General features: G+C 41.1%; 18 protein-coding genes. 10 read left to right on the top strand and 8 right to left on the bottom strand.

The window, feature by feature from the left end:
• Window positions 1–4: 4 nt before the first annotated feature.
• Window positions 5–1027, bottom strand: a complete 1023-nt coding sequence (locus VK159_RS03845) for a hypothetical protein (RefSeq protein WP_324228820.1) — start codon at window positions 1025–1027, stop codon at window positions 5–7.
• Window positions 1028–1038: 11 nt separating this feature from the next.
• Window positions 1039–2673 carry a class I SAM-dependent DNA methyltransferase gene (locus VK159_RS03840; protein WP_324228819.1) on the bottom strand — a complete coding sequence of 545 codons (1635 nt, stop codon included), beginning with the start codon at window positions 2671–2673 and terminating at the stop codon, window positions 1039–1041.
• Between the two features lie 266 nt (window positions 2674–2939).
• On the opposite strand from VK159_RS03840, the gene VK159_RS03835 reads away from it, so the two are divergent.
• Together VK159_RS03835 and VK159_RS03830 are read left to right on the top strand one after the other, a co-directional pair.
• Window positions 2940–3938, top strand: a complete 999-nt coding sequence (locus VK159_RS03835; RefSeq protein ID WP_324228818.1) for a hypothetical protein — start codon at window positions 2940–2942, stop codon at window positions 3936–3938.
• A gap of 269 nt (window positions 3939–4207) precedes the next feature.
• A complete protein-coding gene (locus VK159_RS03830) occupies window positions 4208–5389 on the top strand; it encodes a Kelch repeat-containing protein (protein WP_324228817.1) in 1182 nt (393 codons plus the stop codon).
• A gap of 187 nt (window positions 5390–5576) precedes the next feature.
• Here VK159_RS03830 and VK159_RS03825 read toward each other — a convergent pair whose 3' ends face one another.
• Window positions 5577–5765 (bottom strand): CsbD family protein, encoded by a 189-nt coding sequence (locus tag VK159_RS03825; RefSeq protein ID WP_324228816.1) that lies wholly within the window; start codon window positions 5763–5765, stop codon window positions 5577–5579.
• A gap of 215 nt (window positions 5766–5980) precedes the next feature.
• Between VK159_RS03825 and VK159_RS03820 the strand changes: the two genes are divergently transcribed.
• The 6 genes from VK159_RS03820 (at window position 5981) to VK159_RS03795 (ending at window position 12191) form a co-directional block, all read left to right on the top strand.
• The gene (locus VK159_RS03820; RefSeq protein WP_324228815.1) at window positions 5981–6676 is read left to right on the top strand and encodes a chitosanase; all 696 of its coding nucleotides are present in this window, start codon (window positions 5981–5983) and stop codon (window positions 6674–6676) included.
• A gap of 378 nt (window positions 6677–7054) precedes the next feature.
• The gene (locus tag VK159_RS03815; protein ID WP_324228814.1) at window positions 7055–8851 is read left to right on the top strand and encodes an ATP-binding protein; all 1797 of its coding nucleotides are present in this window, start codon (window positions 7055–7057) and stop codon (window positions 8849–8851) included.
• A gap of 26 nt (window positions 8852–8877) precedes the next feature.
• Window positions 8878–9321, top strand: coding sequence for a response regulator (locus VK159_RS03810; protein ID WP_324228813.1), 444 nt, complete (start codon window positions 8878–8880; stop codon window positions 9319–9321).
• A gap of 8 nt (window positions 9322–9329) precedes the next feature.
• Window positions 9330–10397: a hybrid sensor histidine kinase/response regulator gene (locus VK159_RS03805; RefSeq protein ID WP_324228812.1), complete on the top strand. Its 1068-nt coding sequence runs from the start codon at window positions 9330–9332 to the stop codon at window positions 10395–10397.
• A gap of 238 nt (window positions 10398–10635) precedes the next feature.
• Window positions 10636–11838, top strand: a complete 1203-nt coding sequence (locus VK159_RS03800) for a hypothetical protein (RefSeq protein ID WP_324228811.1) — start codon at window positions 10636–10638, stop codon at window positions 11836–11838.
• 143 nt (window positions 11839–11981) lie between these two features.
• Window positions 11982–12191 carry a hypothetical protein gene (locus VK159_RS03795; RefSeq protein ID WP_324228810.1) on the top strand — a complete coding sequence of 70 codons (210 nt, stop codon included), beginning with the start codon at window positions 11982–11984 and terminating at the stop codon, window positions 12189–12191.
• A gap of 112 nt (window positions 12192–12303) precedes the next feature.
• Here the strand turns inward: VK159_RS03795 and VK159_RS03790 are convergent, their stop codons facing one another.
• The 5 genes from VK159_RS03790 to VK159_RS03770 all read right to left on the bottom strand — a co-directional run bounded on the left by VK159_RS03790 (window position 12304) and on the right by VK159_RS03770 (window position 17614).
• Window positions 12304–13455: a serine hydrolase domain-containing protein gene (locus VK159_RS03790; RefSeq protein WP_324228809.1), complete on the bottom strand. Its 1152-nt coding sequence runs from the start codon at window positions 13453–13455 to the stop codon at window positions 12304–12306.
• Window positions 13456–13521: 66 nt separating this feature from the next.
• Window positions 13522–14313 (bottom strand): DUF1080 domain-containing protein, encoded by a 792-nt coding sequence (locus VK159_RS03785; RefSeq protein ID WP_324228808.1) that lies wholly within the window; start codon window positions 14311–14313, stop codon window positions 13522–13524.
• Window positions 14314–14401: 88 nt separating this feature from the next.
• A complete protein-coding gene (locus tag VK159_RS03780) occupies window positions 14402–15943 on the bottom strand; it encodes a redoxin domain-containing protein (protein WP_324228807.1) in 1542 nt (513 codons plus the stop codon).
• Between the two features lie 184 nt (window positions 15944–16127).
• Window positions 16128–16955, bottom strand: a complete 828-nt coding sequence (locus tag VK159_RS03775) for a ZIP family metal transporter (protein ID WP_324228806.1) — start codon at window positions 16953–16955, stop codon at window positions 16128–16130.
• Window positions 16955–17614 carry a metal-dependent transcriptional regulator gene (locus VK159_RS03770; RefSeq protein ID WP_324228805.1) on the bottom strand — a complete coding sequence of 220 codons (660 nt, stop codon included), beginning with the start codon at window positions 17612–17614 and terminating at the stop codon, window positions 16955–16957. The genes VK159_RS03775 and VK159_RS03770 overlap by 1 nt, the downstream gene beginning before the upstream one ends.
• A 191-nt stretch (window positions 17615–17805) precedes the next feature.
• On the opposite strand from VK159_RS03770, the gene VK159_RS03765 reads away from it, so the two are divergent.
• Window positions 17806–18759, top strand: a complete 954-nt coding sequence (locus VK159_RS03765; protein WP_324228804.1) for a hypothetical protein — start codon at window positions 17806–17808, stop codon at window positions 18757–18759.
• A gap of 137 nt (window positions 18760–18896) precedes the next feature.
• Window positions 18897–19286 (top strand): RidA family protein, encoded by a 390-nt coding sequence (locus VK159_RS03760; RefSeq protein ID WP_324228803.1) that lies wholly within the window; start codon window positions 18897–18899, stop codon window positions 19284–19286.
• Window positions 19287–19332: the final 46 nt, after the last annotated feature.

The following is a 19332-nucleotide window of genomic DNA, read 5'->3' as shown; positions in this document are numbered from 1 at the left end:
TGCTTTAATTGCTACTTGTTTTTGACGATGTACTTTTAATAATCTCTATTACCTTACTTGGCATATCTCCATCACTTTCATTTGAGGAATAACCAGTATGTTGATTAGCAAAGATTGATTGTGTTGTTTGCAAAAGCACTGCATTTTTCGTTTGATCGTCAGTTGATGCCTTTACAAATGTTTCAAAAGTTTGCAATGCATTTTGTCTGTGTTTATTTAAAATGTTATTGTGTTTGTGTGCTCTGTAGTTTTTAATACAGATAGATAATCCGTAAAACAATACAGCAAGCACAACGACTTTGGTAATTGTAAACTGTACTAAATGAGCTGTTCCTTCTGCTGTTGCAGGCATCCAATACAAAAATCCTAAACCTGCAATGGCTGTAATAACCAAAACCCCAATCGTCCAGCCAAGCCATTTTTTCGCTTCTGTCAAATGAAAATCGGCTTCTTCTTTAAAGACAAAGGAGTGTTGCGCAACTCCCACTTGTGCAGCTGCACGTTTTGCACTTTCTAATGTTGAGGTTAATTCTTTTTTAATCTCTGTTATATCTTTGTCGGAGCTGTCTTTTTCTTTTTTAATTTCTTCAACTAAAGATTGGACTTTAGCTTTTTCTATTGATAAGTCATTCCCCTTTAATAGGTCAACTAAAAAAATTGGTGTCGCATGTTCGACTAAATTTATGATCATCATATTTATCTGAGCAATTAGAGAAGTTCTTTGATTGACCAAATCATTAGTACTAACACTAAAGTCTTTAATTCGTTTGTAGAAATTTTCTATTTGACCAATTGTAGCACTGTAATTTTTTAGATTGGTAAAAGGGACTGGTATTAAGTTGCATTGTTCAATTTTTTGTACTGTTTCTGCAATTTGAATAAATTCATTTCGTAACTCTTCAAAATGAAGATCAGCGCCCAGTTTCTCTCTTTTTATCAAGTCAGATTCAATATCAAAGGATAGAATACGCTTATTAGTCTCATGAATTGTAATTATCAATTGATCTCTATCGGAAGGTGTAGGCATATTATATAGCTTTAAATTTCAAACCCAATACTTTTCAAGTTTTCTTTTATCTGTTGTTCCAGCTTATCGCTTTCATCAAACTGTTCTTTCAACTGTTGAGTTAATTGTTTCATCTTTTCTTCAAAGGAAATACCATCGTCTTCTTCGGCTTCGGTGCCTACATAGCGGCCGGGGGAGAGGATGTAGCCGTTGGCTTTTACTTCGGCGAGGGTGGCGGATTTGGAGAAGCCTTCAATGTCGGAGTGACCCACCCCAAGCCCCTCCCGGGAGGGGATGTTCCTCCATGTATGATACGTGTCGGCAATTTTGGCAAGATCTGCGTCTTCAAATACACGCAGGCGGCGGTTGACCATGTGGCCGAGTTTGCGTGCATCAATAAACAGAATTTCGTTTTTCCGTTCACGGTGCAGGCCGTCTTTTCCATCCCTGTTTTTACTGAGTATGAAAATACAGGCGGGTATACCCGTTGTTAAAAAAAGTTTATCGGGCATTTGCACAATACAATCCACCATGCCGTTTTCAATCATGTGTTCCCGTACATTTTTTTCACCCTGGTTTCCTGTTGTCATAGCACCGTTGGCCATTACCACAGCAGCGGTTCCTTTTTCACTTAAATGATGCCACAGTGTTTGAAACCACATGTAGTTAGCACTGCCATCGGTAGTAAACTGTTCCTTTACACCAAACAAACGGGGATCGTTCTCAGGTAAATCTTCGGGGTGCCACTTGCTGATGTTAAAGGGCGGGTTCATCAATGCATAATCAGCTTTCAGTTGCGGAAAGCGATCGTTGAGTAAAGAGTCGCCCAGTTTTACATCAAAAGAAAGATTACGTAAGAGCAGGTTCATTTTGCATAAACGCAAAGTGCCTTCGTACCGTTCCTGCCCGTAAATAGAAATATCGTTGCTGCTGCCTCCATGTGCGGTTACAAACTTTAAACTTTGTACAAACATACCACCACTGCCACAGGCAAGGTCCATAATGCGGCCTTTCATGGGTTCAATCATTTCCACCAGTAACCGCACTACCGAACCGGGTGTAAAGAACTGTCCTGCACCACTGCCTTCGGCCATGGCAAACTTACCGATATAGTATTCGTACACACGTCCGTAAATATCACTCTCGGGGTTCTTTGCTTCCGAAAATTTATCGTGGCTGAACATGTTGATGAGTCCGGCAACCTGTGTGGGGCTTAACTGGCTTTTTACAAAAATGGGCTCCAGTACGCCTTTAAATTCTTCGTTGCGTTGGGCAAGTATTTCATCAATCAGAACAAATGCTTTGTCAACAATTACTTTAATATCATCATGGGTGGCATTGTCTTTCAAATAAGTCCAGGTTGCTTCTTCGGGAATCTTGTACACGTTCTTTACCTGGTACTCGAGTTCATCTTCGAGGAAGCTGAGTTGTACGGCTTCATCGGATGTATAATAGTCAGATTTTGGATTTGTGAATTCGCTTTTGATTTCCTCTTTGCGCATTTCGTAGCGTTCGCTCATGTGTTTGAGAAAGAGGAGAGAGAGTACGTAATCTTTATACTGGTTTTCGGCTACTGCACCCCGTAACTCGTTGGCAGCATCCCAGAGTTCCTGTTCAAAATCGATATCGGCTTTGGGTTTGCTGTTTTCTTTTTTCGCTTTGGCCATTATTACAAGCTGTTATTTCTGGGTTAAGTTCCGAATGTAAAGATGAAAATTGATTGTACAAAGTGTTTTTCACCCACATTGTGTGGAAAGGGGGGTAGCCGGTAGTTGGTAATGATGAGTGATGAGTGATGAGTGAAGAATGATGAGTAATGAGTAATGAGAGGGCTGCTGGCTAGGAACCATGAACCATGTTATCGCCTCTTGCATAAACCACAGGAATGAGTATTTTGTCAGGCATTAGCTCTATTATCCACAAATCGTAGTGTATGCAAAAACATCTTCACCTGTTTAGTTTTATTCTTATTGTTTGTAGTTTATTTCTGCAATGCGATAAACCACCCTTGCCTGTGCGTTTTGGGAAAGTATATGTAGCAGGCGGTGAAATGATAAATTTCGGAACGGATTCGGCATATAATATTGCCAAATTATGGGTAGACGGTGTTGCTTATGACCTGCCATCAGATGCGCCCTACCCACAACCGGAAGAAGTGTTTGTTGATAAAACAGATGTGTATGTGGCAGGTTCAAATTATGGCGGTGGCGATTCAAGAGCTGTACTTTGGAAAAATATGCGCCCTGTTTATTTAAGCAAGGATGGTGAGCATGGACAGGGACATTCTTTATTTGTTGCAAACAAGGACGTGTATGTAAGCGGGTCGGTTTACCGCAATGGCGTAAACAATGTTGTTATCTGGAAAAACGGAGTAATCATATTTGCGAATCCTGAAATTATGTATATATGGTCGCTGTTTGTTTACAATAATGATCTGTACGCTGCCAGCTCGCAACAAGTAAATGGTATAAATTATCCTGCAATTTATAAAAATGGCCAACCACAGCTGTTGCAGATTCCTCCAAACGCTGACAATTGGGAAGTACTATGTGTGTACGTACATAAAGGTAATGTGTACGCTGCAGGAACAGTTTCCACGCCGCTCAAAAGTGCAGCGGTACTTTGGGTGAATGGCAAGTACACTGAACTGGAAGGAACTGGTAATGATTGGGCTGCAGGTGTTACTGTATCAGCTACCAATGATGTGTTTGTGACTGGTACGCAAAACGGTGCATGGGCAACATGGAAGAATGGTAAGATATTATATACCGATAACCGGTTTTCTTCTATGGGCGCATCAATTGCCACAGCAGGAAAAGACGTGTATGTGGCGGCTCATGGAAATGAAGCGATACTCTGGAAAAATAATATTCCGAAGATATTGCCGGTTAAGAAAGGAATCGGTTATGCCTTCTCGGTATTTGTGAAGTAATAATTGGACTCAGTAATATCTCCAGCAATTGCTGTTGCCGTTTTGCTGTTTTTATTCATCGCAATGAGTTAAAAGATTGCTTCGTCTTCCGACGCTGCAGCCGGAGCCTTCGGCTCGCAATGACGTTCTTTGCTTAGATTGCTTCATACTTCGCAATGACGAAACAGCACACAAAAGACAATGACCTGTGCCGCTTTTTTCGAACGTTCTTTCCTTCTGTGTTTTCACCTGAAACAGGAAATCATTACTTTTAAACGTAAATCCATTGCATGAAAACGTATTTCTTGGTTCCTGTGCTATTGATCCTTCTGGCTGTATCTTCCTGCAGCAAAAACGATAATCCTTCTGCAACCATTGAAGTAATTCGCACAACGCCCACAACAGCAAGAGTAAACAGCACAGTGAAAGTAATTGGTAAAGGGTTTAAAAACTTACTTGCTGCCGACAGCAGTGCACAATTTAAATTATACATTGCTGATGTACTCTGCGATGCTGCTGTAATAAACGATACATTGGCAGAAGTATTTATACCTGCAAATGCAAAAAGCGGAACGGTGTGTGTTGAATGGAAAGCAAAAAAATATTGTGCAGCATCTCCGTTTACAATATCACCTGCCAATGGTATTCAAAATACATTTCAACGTTTGCCCGATTATCCGGGTAAGAAGAACAGACCGAGTACCATGTTTGCAGTTAACGGATTTGTGTATGTAGGGTTCGATGATTTCTGGAAGTTTGATGTTGAGCAGCACACATGGCAGCGTGTGGCTGATATGCCGGAATGGGCCACCCGTACTGCTTCATTTGTTATCAATGGAAAAGCATATGTATTTGGCGGCCTAACTGCCAGTGCAGGGAATGGGGCCGGCACATTGTATTGTTATGATCCGCAAACAAACATTTGGACAAAAAAAGCATCGATGCCTGCAGCAGGGCGTATGGATGCTCTTTGCTTTGTACACAACAACAAAGCTTATGTGCTGGGAGGATATGAAGTGTATAACAATCCCGTAAGTCAACAATGCTGGACCTACGATTCGCAAACAGATACATGGACACGTCTTGCAGATTTACCTGCTCCAGTTGAACTGGAAGGACATGCTTACAGGATGGGTAATTTGTTTTACATACCCACTACCGGTTACGGAACAATTGAATTTGATCCGGCTTCTGATGTTTGGCGTGTGTTACAGAGCGGACCACAGACAAGATTTGCAGCGCTTCATTCATCGTATCGTTGGAATAATATGATGTATCTGATACAGGCTAACCAGGTATATCGTGTTAATCGCAGATTTGATGGTGCTGTTATGACAACTTCTTATCAATATCCAATTGCTCCGGGCGATAAACAGTTTATGTTATATACCAGTGCAGGAGAAGAATTATTTTTTATGCATATCAACAACCTTACGTATGCCAATGAGTTTTGGGAATACCTGCCTGAGTAAATAACTGCATAATGCTGGCTTTCCTTTTGTGTGTTTGCCTGCAGTGATTGCCAGGATGATTTTTTTCTACTTGTGCATGTTAAGTTCGTACTGTTAAAATAATTCTTCGTCAAAACAATAAGCAGCACGCAAAAAAAGCGGATCCCTTTTACGGAGTCCGCTGCATAAAATAGTTAAGGCATCTTCGTTAACCCAGGTCTTTCAACCACTTCACCAATTCATCTTTGGCTTTGCCGGTTTTCTTCTGAACCTTTCCCCACATCTCTTCGTCTTTACCTTCTTCGTAAGTAAGATCGTCATCGGTTAATTCTGCATATTTCTGTTTGAGTTTGCCTTTCCACTCATTCCACTGTCCTTTTAATTCTAATTTGTCCATACAATCATTTTAGGTGTTATAAAATTGCGTACCACCTCATACTAAAGGAAAACTGTGCCAAACAGCAAACAGAAGAAAAGTTTCTATGCAGCTACAGCTCCGGGGTTTCCCCAACCCCGCAGGTTTAAAGTTGATCTGTCGTTATAAAAAAGGTGTTTTCACGCCTGTATATGCAAAAGCGATGTTGTAAACTGGTAGTACAAAAGCTTATGATCATGGCTATCACTACACAACAAAAACAGAAAATACTCCGGGTAGTAAATGTGTTTGAAACAGGCAGCATTACAGGTAACTACGGTGCTGTAACCTTGTTGAAGGATGGTCCGCCCGGTGCCGATGGCAGCCCCATCAAACAAATTACCTATGGCCGCAGCCAGACAACAGAGTTCGGTAACTTAAAAATGTTACTGCAACTGTATGTTGATGCCAACGGACTTTTTGCGGATGCACTGAAGCCTTATGTGAACAGGATAGGAAAGAAGCCGGGTCTTTATACCGATACTGTTCTGTTGCAAACATTGCGTGCAGCAGGCAACAGCGATCCTGTAATGAAAAAAGTGCAGGACGATTTTTTTGAACAACTATACTACCAGCCAGCATTCAACTGGTTTACGGGTATGAAGTTTACAACGGCGTTGAGTATGCTGGTTATTTACGACAGTTTTATTCACAGCGGCACGGTGCCTTCCTGGTTGCGGGAGCGTTTCCCTGAATCAGTTCCTAAAAATGCAGGCGATGAAAAAACATGGATCAAACAATATGTACATGCACGACATAACTGGCTGGCAAATCATAAACGTGCTATACTTCGCAAAACCATTTACCGCACACAATGTTTTAAAACCAACATCGCAAAAGATAATTGGGATCTGTTGCAGGTGATACATGCAAATGGTATTCAGGTAAGCTGATGTGCATACGGCAGCTGCTCATTCATTTTCCGTAAACCATTTGAGTAAGGCAGGCTTTTTGATTGATCGTTGCTGAAGTAACAGCCAAAGGCAGGTTCGTCCTCCTGTTTAAAAAAAGTATATACAAGTTATTAACGCAATAGTATAAGTCAAACACTTTCTTAAACCGATAACTTTATACTGCCTGAGAAATCAGTTTTATCAGGTGAATTGGTAACAGTTGATAAAAGCAACCTTGTTAAACAGTTTCTTTGTTTTCAATCGATCGGTTACAGTAAGTAAGTGTTTTCACTTGTTTGTTTCAAGTGGTAACAGCTATGTACTCTTTGCTTACAGAAGGTTAACTTGTTATTCCTTACAACCAACTTGCAATCAGTAATGAAAACCATCGATCCCGCATATACAGCATCCGTTCATTTGCTAAAGCGGCAGTCAATTCAGCGGAAATTACCCTTTCTCATCTTTATCCTTTTGCTGGTGATGATGCTGGCTTTCGGGTGGCTATCGTATATCGGTATACGTAATACTGCAGAAAAAGCAGCAAAGGAACGACTGCTTATTTTAGCGCAGCAGCTTGCCGGTATGTACACACAATCGGCCGTGCCGGTATTAAATTCAACAAGAGCAGCAGCAGCAAACCCGGCTGTAAAATCTTTTCTTCTTTCTGCAGGCAAAGACTCGGCTGTTGAGGTGGATCAGTTGTTACAAAAATTAAAGCTTGACAGTACATGGATCAACGTGCAACTGCTCAATGCCAACGGGCAGGAGGCAGCTGCCTCAAACCTCAGCGATGTATATGATTCATTGGAACTCTCATCAATCATACCCGGTTATCCAACAGCGGCCGATACAGGTGTTGTAAGCAGGATATACATAAAAGGGGAGGCGTTTTATTATGCGATATGCGGGGCTGTTACAGATAAGGGTAAACTTATTGGTTACCTGTTACGCTGGCGGAAAATGTATAACTCAAAAGAGAATATCGAACGGGTGTCGCAACTGCTGGGAAAACAAGTGGTATTGTATGTGGGTAATGCCGATGGCAGTTTATGGAGCGACCTGCGTACAGCAGTGGATGGTTTGCCTGCAACACCGGGAGTTGATAAGGCGCTGATAACTTATAAACGGAATAGCCGGCCTTACCTGGCTGCACAAACACTTGTGCATAATACCCAATGGAAAGTAATGGTCACCATGCCGGAGGCAAACATGTTGCAGCCTGCTAAAGAGTTTTTGAAAATAGCCATCAGCAGTGCCTTGCTGTTGCTGATCATTGGTATTGTACTAACGTGGTTGCTTAGCCGCAGTATTACAAAGCCACTTGACAAACTGGCCATTGCAGCACGACGAATTGCCAAAGGAGATTTTTCACAAACAGTTGAATTGAAACGTGCAGATGAGTTGGGTGTTTTGTCGCATGCGTTTAATGTAATGGCAAAGGAAGTGAATGATACCCAGAAAAACCTGGAGGCAATAGTGGCAAAACGTACAACGCAACTGGAGCAGGCGAATAAAGAACTGGAAGCTTTTTCTTATTCTGTATCACACGATCTGCGTGCGCCACTGCGTGCCGTAAGTGGTTATGCCACGATGCTAAGGGAAGATCATGGCACAACCCTCAATGAAGATGGAAAACGTATTGCTGATGCTATTGTCACGAATGCACGTATGATGGGGCAGCTTATTGATGACCTGATCAGCTTCTCACGCATCAGCAAAAAAGAAACGGAAGTGCAGGAGGTAAATATGCAACAGCTGGTGGAGCAGGTGGTTGCTGAGCTTAAAGCACAACGCCCTGAAAAGAACTATCGTTTTATCATGCATGCCTTGCCGGTTTGCAAAACTGATCAGCTGTTGATAAAACAGGTATGGTTAAACCTGGTTGACAATGCCATGAAATATTCTTCACTACAAGATCAACCGGTTATTGAAATCGGTGCAACACATACAAACGGGAAAGTGGAATATTATGTGAAAGATAATGGTGTGGGTTTTGATATGAAGTACAGTGATAAACTGTTTGGTGTTTTTCAGCGTTTGCACCGGCAGGATGAATTTGAAGGTACAGGCATTGGTCTTGCATTGGTAAAGCGGATCGTTGACCGGCAGAATGGTTCTTTACGTGCTGAAGGCAAAGTGGGTGAAGGTGCTGTTTTTGCGTTCAGCTTTTCGTGATTAATAACTCTTAAAACTGATGACCTATGTTAGAAGAAGTGGAAATATTACTGGTAGAAGATAATTTGAGTGATGCCGAGTTAACCATACGGGCATTGAACAAAGCAAAGATCGCCAATAACATTCTTCATTTGAAAGATGGAGCGGAGGCGCTTGATTATTTGTTTGGAAAAGGTGATTATGCCGAACGGGATCTTACAAAATCGCCAAAGGTGATTTTGCTGGATATTAAAATGCCAAAGGTTGATGGTATTGAAGTGTTACGTCAGCTTAAAGCAAGTGAGCACACAAAAACTATTCCTGTTGTGATTATGACTTCCTCCAGTGAAGAGAAAGATATTGTTTCCAGTTACCGGCTGGGTGTAAACAGCTATGTGGTAAAGCCTGTTGGGTTCGAAGACTTTGCAAAAGCGGTTGGAGAACTTGGTTTTTACTGGATGTTGCTGAATAAGTCGATTAATCATCTGTAACTGTAAGTATGAAAAAGGTTTTGCATATTGTACATCTTGAAGATCTTGACTCCGATGCTGAATTGGTTGCATATGTGTTGAAGAATGGCGGTATTAGTTGTGTGATACGCAGAGCTGTGAACAGGCAACAGTTTGAAGAGTTGTTACAGTACAGCCGGCCCGATCTTATACTGAGTGATCACTCGCTTCCTTCATTTAATTCGCAGGAGGCCTTGCAGATTGTTCAACGCCTTGATGTTTCAATTCCGTTTATTCTGATCACATCAACTGTTTCGGAAGATTATGCGGTGCAGATCATGAAACAGGGAGCCAGTGATTATATCCTGAAAGACAGGATGCAGCGCTTGCCTAATGCAGTTACAGCAGCCATTGAAAAATATGAAGCTGAAGCAACACTCGCCAGGCAACGGATTCTGCAGGAAAAACTGATTGTACGCACCAGTATCAGGGCACAGGAAAAAGTGCGTAATGAAATTGGGATTGAACTGCACGATAATATTAACCAGATACTGGCGGCATCTAAACTTTTCCTGGATAAAGCACTGAAACAAACAACTGAACAGGAAGAACTGCTGGTTCGTTGCAAAGAGCATTTGGTAAATGCCATTGAAGAGATCAGGCGCTTGTCGCACCAGATTGTTACACCTTCTCTTGAAAGCATCAGTTTGGGACAGATCATTCGTGATCTGATTGAAGATGTGCACCAGAGCTCTCCGTTGCAGATCAGTTTTAGTGCCGATGGTTTTGATGAAGAACAGGTGTGCAGGGAGCTGAAACTCACCCTCTACAGAATTGTGCAGGAGCAACTGAATAATATTCTGAAGCATAGTGAAGCAGGTAATGCATTTATCAGGATTTACCCCGATGCTCAATCCCTAAACTTACTGATAGGCGATGATGGAAAAGGAGCCAATCTTGAAGAAAAAGGAAATGGCATTGGTTTAAATAATATCAGGAGCAGGGTTGGTTATTTCGACGGGGAACTGTTGATTCAAACCGCACCCGGCAAGGGGTTTACATTAAAAGCAAAAATTCCGGTTACAAAGTTAGCTGAGCCGTCTACTGCTGATGAGTAAATTGCAGCAACGGGTTGCCTCTTAAGATCTGCACATCCTGTCGGCCAATTCAGCTCTTCTATACACAACACACATATATGTGCCGCTACCTCTTATTCATTTCAGGGGTATATTATAGATGGCATCCATAGAAAACATTAATTATCCAAACAAGTACATACAAAAAGAAGGAACCGGGTTGCTTTGATCTACTTTCGGTGTTGATCATTTTTATCCAATATCCTGAATCCCCATTTATATGAACAGTGCTTCATCCATTGATGATGTTGTTAAGCACAACGTGTTAACCGGCTTTAACCGCTTTATTTATCTTGCCCTTCTTGCCATTGGCATCAATGTAGCTGATAGTGTGCAATCGGGTTATGGCGATTTCTATGATGTGTATGTGCTCCTAGTTGCTTCATGCATCCTGGTTGTATCGCTGGTATTACATCGCCGGAAATATACCTTGTCGGCAAAGATCGTTTCCGGGGTAACGTTCAATGTGGCGTTTATGCTTATCGGGTTGCACATGGGTATTAAAAGCGCAACCTACCTCTACTATTTTCCATTGATCCTTGCCTATATCTATTTATTTCGTACAGAAGGTAAGCGACAGTATGTAGTTATTTTTTCTGTTGTAACGATTTGTTTCCTGTTTATTTCATTGATCTTTTCTGATGATAATTTTCAATACCCGATTGAACAGCTCACGGAAGCAAAGCGTACTTTTTACCTTTCTTTTTTTATCTCGTTTTCATTAACTGTTTATTACTTTATCCTGATTTATAATTATCAGGAAAAATTGTACAGTCGTATTCTTTCCCTTGAAGCCGGTAACCGAAAGCAGGAGTTGCGTTCCGTTATTGAAAAGCAGGAAACGGTCAACCAGAATATTGTATATGAGTTGCGTGACAGTGTGGCCCAAATGCTGGCAGCATCAAAGATGTACCAAGGTGAAGCCATTGCAAAAAACGGCGACAAAGAATTGCTTGCTAAAAGTTACTCGCTTACAAACGATGCCATTAATGCTGTAACCATGTTGTGTATTAAACTGCACCCGGCTATTATTGCGGATATCGGTTTAGTTGATGGAACACGAGAGTATATCATTGAACTGAAAAAACTGAACAATATTCATGTTCAGTTTGAGTACAATGATCTTGCAGTTGAAAACATCAGTCAGAACGATAAGTTTTCAGTTTTCAGGATCCTGCAGGATTATCTTGATCTTGTGCTGAACAGTTCCTCTGCAACAAAGGTTGTATTAAATGTATTGTATAAACCTTCACAGGTAACACTGGTTCTCAGTCAAAATGATCTTCAGTTTAATTTTATCAAAGCAATAAAAAACTCTGCGCAAAGCAGCATCAATAACCGTATTACCTATTTTAACGGGGCTGTTCATCAAACGATCGATGAGCAGTTTGAAACTTCTTTTATTGAGCTTTCGCTTGGTTGAGCAAAATGGCAGGAATGCCTGTTTCCTTACAGTTTATTAATATACAATTGATTGCCCCCAAAGGTTGAACTTTTAAGCCGGTGTTTTTTACTGATTTTAACTGGCCTCATATTTGAAACAGTGTATGTATAAAAACATACATTATGGCACAACAACAGGAAGTAAAGAAGAAAAAAACAGGTGACGAATCATCTGCTATAAAGCCCGATCCTGAAACGCTGCACAAAACAGATCCGCAGGATAATATGAAAGGGCCGATCTCTTCATTGGTGCAAGGTGTAAAAGAAGTGGTGGAAGAAAATGATAAGGAATCAAAAGAAGAAGCTACAAGGAAGAGAGATGAGCATATGTAAAGAAGTTACGGGTTATGAGTTAAGAACAAGTTCTGAGTTTGTAAGTTATACCACTCTTTGTGTTTTACAGTTTGTAATTGTAAGCAGAGGGAGTGGTATAACTTTTATAAGTCTATTGTTGCGTTGCTGCAATAAAGGAATCGTATAAACAGGTAATGGTTTTACGCATTACTGTATTCATGCCATCGGTATAGGCGGGGTTACAACCATTGCTGATCACCACAAAACCAAATTGTTCTTTGGGCTGAAAGAACATGGTACTGTAAAGTCCGTATGCTGATCCTGTGTGTCCTTTCATGATTTTACCTTGTATCAGATTCTCCGTCGTCATAATAGCAAGCCCGTATCCTTCTTTCTCGCTTAATTTGGTTTGCATTTGCCTGGCACTTTTCTTTGAGATGATCTTTGTTTTTTTATAACGGCCAAGCTGCATATGCATGGTCATGTATTTGGCAAGATCGGTTGCAGATATTTTCATACCACCGGTAGGCGAGAAGATGGGCGTGCTGTAACCCATAGTATAATGAGCGATCTCTTCGCTGCGTGGCGCATAGGCAGCGGGCGAAGCGTTGAACTTCTTTGCATTACCATCGTATTCATAAATCGTTGCAAAACGGGATTTATCCAAAGAGTCAACACAATAACCGCCATATAATCCAAGCGGATCAAGCACATGATGTTTTACATATTGATCAAAACGTTCGCCTGTTGTTTTTTCAATGATGGTACCCGCCATGTTGTAATTGAGATTGCAGTACCTGTATGCCGTGCCCGGTTCATAATCGCTGAAACATTTTACCCAACCAGGATTCTTTGCAGGGTTAATCACATCAAGTGTAAAATATCCCTGGCTGTCGTTGATACCTGAACGATGTGACAGGATCATCCTTAACGTAATAACCGTTTCAGGAAATTTTGGATGGCGGATGCTGAAGCCAAGCAGCTTGCCGATATCATCATCCAAAGAAAGTTTTTTCTTTTCAACCAATTGCATGATGGATGTTGCAGAAAATGATTTGGAGATAGATGCTATGCGGAACAGGCAGTCATCGGTTAATGCTGTATTGCTTTCCACATCCTTACTGCCGAATGAATGGGTGTAAATGATCTTTCCCTTTTTTACTACTGCAACTGAAAGACCAATCACATTGTTTTGTTCCATGATCTCTCTGATGCCGGCTTCCGCTTTTGCCGGCTGGCAAATACTGTGCAGTGTGGAAAGGAGAAACACCGGAACCAGTAATAAAGAATAAACTTTCTTCATATCAAACAGATTCATGGATGAAGGGAACAAACTTGGTTTACACTTCTAAAAGATAAGCTCTTTGTTTTACAGTCTCCTGATCCAGATATTACGGAATTGTGTTTTGCAGCCATGGTCCTGTAAAGAAATTACATCTTCACCATGTGCGGTGGTATAAGTATGCAAGCCGATATAATTTGTAAGGCCATTGATCGTAACATTATTCTGAACCAACACACCATTATGCAGCACGGTAATTCTTGCAGGTGCATCCAACTCGCCATTTGGTTTAAAACGTGGTGCCGTATAAATAATATCGTATGTATTCCATTCGTCAGGGCTGCGCATGGCATTCACCAATGGGGCATGGTCTTTATAGATACTTGCTGCCTGACCGTTACGATAGGTTCTGTTTTTGTATGAATCGAGTACCTGCAACTCATAACGGTTCTGAAAAAAGATGCCACTGTTGCCACGGTTCTGCCCGTCGTTTACAACACTGTCGGGTGCACTCCATTCAATATGTAACTGGCAATCACCAAATGCAAGTTTGGTTTCAATACCACCTTTGCCGGGTACTACTTCAAAATAATCGTTGTTGATGATCTTCCATGCAGGAGCTTTTGTTTTATCCCGCTGGCTAACCCATTGATCAAGATTTTTACCATCAAATAAAATAATGGCATCAGATGGTGCTTCTCCTTCTTTTTTACCTGGCGTAATTACTTTTACTTCAGGGTTCCATATCTCTGTCATTTCCGGTTTCATGGGCATGGGCGAAACCTCAGGAACCTTGCTCCCGGTTGTTTTTTGTGCGATTGCAATTGAAGCAGAAAAAATAAAAACGGTTGAAAGAGTAAGCTTGATAATAGATTTCATTTGTTAGAATTACACAATGGTGATGAATAAAAAAGGCAGCTGATTGCTGCCCTTAAATTTATAGAAATATATGGAGGAATGTGAAAAACTATTCTTTTCCTTCGTTCTTAATTGCGTCTTCAATAACATAAATATTATCGGAAATGGGTTTTGTGTTGAGTCGTTCTCCTTTTCCTACTTTCAAAACAGGATCGGGGATCGAAGCAACTTTGTTTCCCTGTTTATCAAAGTACTCTTTTGTATTGGTGGTGAAATCAAGTTTTTCTTTTGGGGTGCCGTTCTCGTACCAGCTCATCGCTTTGCCACTTGGTTCATTGTTGAAAAAAGTTGCTTCAAACTTCTTCTGCCCGTTTTCATACCAGGCTATGTATTTACCGTTAACCGTATTCTCGTCTTTCATTGTTGCTTTCATTAACAACTCACCATTACTGTAAAATTGAGTAAGCTCAAATAGATTTCCGGTTTCCTGCATTTCTAAAAACGGTATGCCCATGGCATCGATATACTTCACTGTTTTATTGCCATCTGTCACTTTCGTTTCAATAGCCGACTTGCCATTTTCATGAAAATATTTGGGATCAACAGTGCTGCTCATTTCGCCATTTTCAAAAACTGCTTCGAACTTAAGCTTGCCATTTTCGTACCAACCTGTGCATTTGCCGTGCATCTTTCCGTTTGCCCAGTTTGTTTCTTTTCTTTTTTTACCTGATTCATAATAATGATAGAATATACCTGTTGCAACACCACCTGTATACATGCCAACATTGGCTGTTTTTCCGTTTGCATGATACTTTGTCCATTTACCTTCAAGTTTCCCGTAAGCATATGTATACTCATACTGCAATTCGCCTGTATTGTAATAACCCAGTGAGCGGCCATTCAAAACATTTTCAGTGTAGTTCGATTCGCTTGATAGTTTACCATCCTGGTAGTAGTACTGGTATTTTCCTTTGCGTACTAACGGAAAAGCAAGCGTAGCTTCTCCACTCATTTGCAAACGACCATTTTTATAGTAGTCGTTTACCACCCAGCTGTTATCGTCTTTCTTAGAAATAGTCCGGTAATACATTGCATCTGCTTCTGCTGCGGGAAACCAGTCTTTATCGTAAAACACTTTCTTTGCCTGTATTTCTTTTCGTTTGATCTGGCCGGCAAGTTTATAAGCTTTCTTTATATCGAGTGTGTAAGCTGTATGTGTGTAAATAACCTGTTGGTTGTCATCCATAAAAAAGATCACAGGTGCTTTTGTGGTGTACATCGCCTGCATCAATTGCTGCGATCTGTCGAACAGTACTTCCACATTTTTCCAACGGCTTGCTTTTGAAAATACTTCACTAGAAGTAAGACTTTTGTCAACATTCACAGCCACTATTTTTACGTTTGATGCTGTGCCCAGTGTGCTGTAATTATTATCAAGATCAGTGATAAGTTTTACACAAGGCGTACACCACGATTCAGAATAAGTGAGTACAATAACAGGGTTGTCAAAATCAGAAATTGATGCTGTGCTTACACTGTTGCCTGCTTTATTTACCAGTACAGCTTTAGGCAGGCCTGCTGTTGATTGTGCATGTAATAAGGCAGAAGTAAAAATAAAAAGGAGTGTGGGTACAAGTTTTCGGTACAACATGGGTATTTGATTTGAGCATGGCAATGATACAAAAAAATAAGCCTCAACGATGATCTTACCAATTGCCACAGGAATGTTTAATGTTGATTAAGTACTAAGCAAATCTAACAGCGTTGTTTGTTTGCAACAATACTCACAAAGGAGTACATGCTAAGTGTAAATATTTAGTTGTTGTGTTGTAAGCTTATCCTAATGCCACATCCAGGATCATCATCACTAAAAATCCGCCGATGAAAGCAAGTGTTGAACGATCAGTGTATTTATCACGTTGTGTTTCAGGAATTACTTCTTCCACCACAACAAAGATCATGGCACCGGCAGCAAAAGCCAATGCAAACGGCAACACAGGTTGCATGTAAATAACAGCCAGTGCGCCCACAACACCGGCAACAGGTTCTACAATTGCAGAAAGTTGTCCGTACCAAAAACTACGAAACCGTGTAACACCTTGTCTGCGTAACGGCATCGATACTGCTAAACCCTCAGGAAAATTCTGCAAGCCAATACCAATGGCCAGTGCAATGGCCCCGGTAATAGAAGTATCTTCCATACCAAGTGCAGCAGCTCCAAACAATACACCTACTGCTAAACCTTCCGGTATGTTGTGCAGCGTAATGGCAAGAATAAGTAAGGTTGTTTTGTGCAGCTTGGTGCGGATACCTTCTGTTTCTGACAAACCAAAATTGAGATGCAGATGGGGTGTTACTTTGTCGAGGAAAAAAATAAAAAGTGCCCCGAGTAAAAAGCCCACAGCAGCAGGCATCCAGCTATAGCCGGGATAAAGCTTTTCAGAAATTTCAATGGCAGGATTAAGCAAGCTCCAGAAACTGGCAGCTACCATTACACCACCGGTAAAACCGAGCATTGGATCTAAAACGCCACGGTTAAGTGTTTTGAAAAAGAATACGAGAGATGCACCTGCTGCGGTTACCAGCCAGGTGAATGTGGTGGCAATAAAAGCCGCCCATACAGGGTGTATCTCAGAGAAAAACTTTACAATCGATTCCATCATCAGAGTGTTTTTACAAATATGTTTTTGGCCAGTTGTTCACTTAGGTTGATCAATGGCTGGTTGCGCAGCTTGATCTCAACAGAGCCATCGAAATTGTGTCGTTGTTTTATTTCGAGCTTGGTGCCGATACCGATATTTTTTTGACGCAGCAGTTCCAATAAACTGCTGCTCTGATCACCAACACCTGTTACAATAGCCGGTTGTGATTCGGGTAATTGCTGCAGACTGATATTGTTGGTGCTGGTCATGCGGCCCTTACTATCCGGGATAGGATCACCATGCGGATCAGCTTTTGGAAAACCAAGGAACGCATCGAGACGTTCAATTAATTCAGGACTACTTACATGCTCAAGCTCTTCGGCAATATCATGCACCGCATCCCAGTTGAATTGTAATTTCTCTACAAGAAAAAACTCCCAAAGCCGGTGTTTGCGGATGATATTGAGCGCCAGTTTTTTCCCTTCGGGTGTTAAGGTAACCCCATAATAAGGAGCGTAATGAAGAAGTTTTTTTTCACTGAGGCGTTTCAGCATATCGGTTACAGAAGCCGGTTTGGTTTGCAGTTCGGCAGCCAGTTCATTGGTGGTTACATTGGCATCGGATTGCTGTAACCGCCAGATGGCTTTAATATAATTCTCCTCGGCTGTCGAAAAGTTCATTGGCTATGAAATTAAAATTTAGGCGAAACTAAAATATTTTCTCAAAACAGATGAAATTATTTTTGATATCGGATTTAAGAGGTATGATTTCTGACCTTTCAGACGGACTGCGATATTCCAACATCTTAAATCCGACATCATATATCCTAAATCCTCCAAAACCCCTATTTTTAAGATTCATAACTACTGATATGAAGTATTCTGTATTCGCCTGCCTTTTTTTCCTTTTTGCCGTAACAGCATGCAAAAGCAAAAAGCCAAAGGAAATAAAGGACGAAGATCTTACGGCGGCTGATTTTATTCTGCTGGCGAAAGAATTAAGCCATCCCATTCTGGTGAACGACAGTTTGCTGAATGCAAAAGAAAAAGATTCGGTTCTCATCAACCAGGCGACCTTCAAGACCTTCCTTCCGGATTCTGTTTATACAAAGCTTTATCCGAAAACAAAAAATCTCAAATTATACCTGGCTGGTAAATCTGTTGATGGTGAAAAAGGCAATTATGTGTTGGTGAAATCTGTCATCGGAAAAGAGCGTGGAGCACAGTTACTTTACTTCAACAATAAATCGCAATACCTGGGTTCATTGAATATTGGTGCGTTAATGCCGAAAGGGAAAGCCACCAGTTATTGTAAGATCGACAGCAAACATACCATCACCTTCATCCAGGAACGCAAAACGCCTACGGGTGAATTATGGACGAATGAAACCATCTACTTCATGGATGAAACAGGCAAGTTCATTATTGCCATGACCAACAGCACAGAAGACCTGAGTGATCTCATCATGGGTAACCCTATTGACAGTTTATCTCGTAAAGGAAAGTATTCAGCTGATTATACAACTGATAAAAAGAATCTTGTTTCTATTCGTGATGGCGCTACTGATAAAACATTTGAATTCTTTATTCATTTCAGCAAACAGAATGGTGATTGTGTGGGCGAAGTAAAAGGTACAGGCGAATGGGTGAGCAAAACAAAAGGCGTATTTCGTGATGGCAGCAGTGATTGTGCTATCACCTTTGATTTTACCACATCATCAGTACGCATTTCTGAACAAAACTGCGGGCTTTACCGTGATATCACTTGTTTCTTTGAAGGCAGTTATCCGAAGAAGAAAGAAGCGGTGAAGAAAAAGAAGAAGTGAGTGGTTAGTTGTGAGTGGTTAGTTGTGAGTGGTGAGTCGTCAGTGGTCTGCAGTCTGTTGTTTTTTTTAAGTTCTATAGTTCGAAGTTTTTTTCTTTGTTTATTGTCTATTGCCAATTGATCATTTAAATTCAAGATATGCATCGTCAGTTAATAAGTTCGGGTTCCCCTTGGGAAGATGTAGTAGGTTATTCAAGAGCAGTGCGTGTGGGTAATGTAGTGGAAGTGGCGGGCACAACCGCTATGGATGGAGATAAGTTGGTAGGGTTGGGGAGTGTTTACCTGCAAACGAAATACATATTTCAAAAAATAGAAAAGGCGTTGGCGGAGGCCGGTGCTTCGCTCAGTGATGTGGTTCGCACCCGTATGTTTGTAACTGATATTTCCAAGTGGGAAGAAGCAGGCAGAGCACACGGCGAAGTGTTTGCTGCCATAAAACCGGCTTCTACAATGGTAGAAGTGTCTGCTTTGATCGATGAGCGCCTGTTAATTGAAATAGAAGTAACCGCTGTGATACCAACCGTTTGATGTTAATAACCCCGTTCGGCAAAAAAGGCCGTTTTGGATTTTTCCT

Source organism: Lacibacter sp. (assembly GCF_035299325.1).
Classification (GTDB): Bacteria; Bacteroidota; Bacteroidia; order Chitinophagales; family Chitinophagaceae; genus Lacibacter.
This window is presented reverse-complemented; position numbering and strand designations above follow the sequence as displayed.

Coding starts and splice junctions, on each gene's coding strand:
- VK159_RS03835 (WP_324228818.1), top strand. CDS start 2,940: ATGCAAAAACATCTTCACCTGTTTAGTTTTATTCTTATTGTTTGTAGT.
- VK159_RS03790 (WP_324228809.1), bottom strand. CDS start 13,455: ATGAAGAAAGTTTATTCTTTATTACTGGTTCCGGTGTTTCTCCTTTCC.
- VK159_RS03820 (WP_324228815.1), top strand. CDS start 5,981: ATGGCTATCACTACACAACAAAAACAGAAAATACTCCGGGTAGTAAAT.
- VK159_RS03780 (WP_324228807.1), bottom strand. CDS start 15,943: ATGTTGTACCGAAAACTTGTACCCACACTCCTTTTTATTTTTACTTCT.
- VK159_RS03800 (WP_324228811.1), top strand. CDS start 10,636: ATGAACAGTGCTTCATCCATTGATGATGTTGTTAAGCACAACGTGTTA.
- VK159_RS03840 (WP_324228819.1), bottom strand. CDS start 2,673: ATGGCCAAAGCGAAAAAAGAAAACAGCAAACCCAAAGCCGATATCGAT.
- VK159_RS03815 (WP_324228814.1), top strand. CDS start 7,055: ATGAAAACCATCGATCCCGCATATACAGCATCCGTTCATTTGCTAAAG.
- VK159_RS03810 (WP_324228813.1), top strand. CDS start 8,878: ATGTTAGAAGAAGTGGAAATATTACTGGTAGAAGATAATTTGAGTGAT.
- VK159_RS03770 (WP_324228805.1), bottom strand. CDS start 17,614: ATGAACTTTTCGACAGCCGAGGAGAATTATATTAAAGCCATCTGGCGG.
- VK159_RS03775 (WP_324228806.1), bottom strand. CDS start 16,955: ATGATGGAATCGATTGTAAAGTTTTTCTCTGAGATACACCCTGTATGG.
- VK159_RS03830 (WP_324228817.1), top strand. CDS start 4,208: ATGAAAACGTATTTCTTGGTTCCTGTGCTATTGATCCTTCTGGCTGTA.
- VK159_RS03795 (WP_324228810.1), top strand. CDS start 11,982: ATGGCACAACAACAGGAAGTAAAGAAGAAAAAAACAGGTGACGAATCA.
- VK159_RS03805 (WP_324228812.1), top strand. CDS start 9,330: ATGAAAAAGGTTTTGCATATTGTACATCTTGAAGATCTTGACTCCGAT.
- VK159_RS03760 (WP_324228803.1), top strand. CDS start 18,897: ATGCATCGTCAGTTAATAAGTTCGGGTTCCCCTTGGGAAGATGTAGTA.
- VK159_RS03825 (WP_324228816.1), bottom strand. CDS start 5,765: ATGGACAAATTAGAATTAAAAGGACAGTGGAATGAGTGGAAAGGCAAA.
- VK159_RS03765 (WP_324228804.1), top strand. CDS start 17,806: ATGAAGTATTCTGTATTCGCCTGCCTTTTTTTCCTTTTTGCCGTAACA.
- VK159_RS03845 (WP_324228820.1), bottom strand. CDS start 1,027: ATGCCTACACCTTCCGATAGAGATCAATTGATAATTACAATTCATGAG.
- VK159_RS03785 (WP_324228808.1), bottom strand. CDS start 14,313: ATGAAATCTATTATCAAGCTTACTCTTTCAACCGTTTTTATTTTTTCT.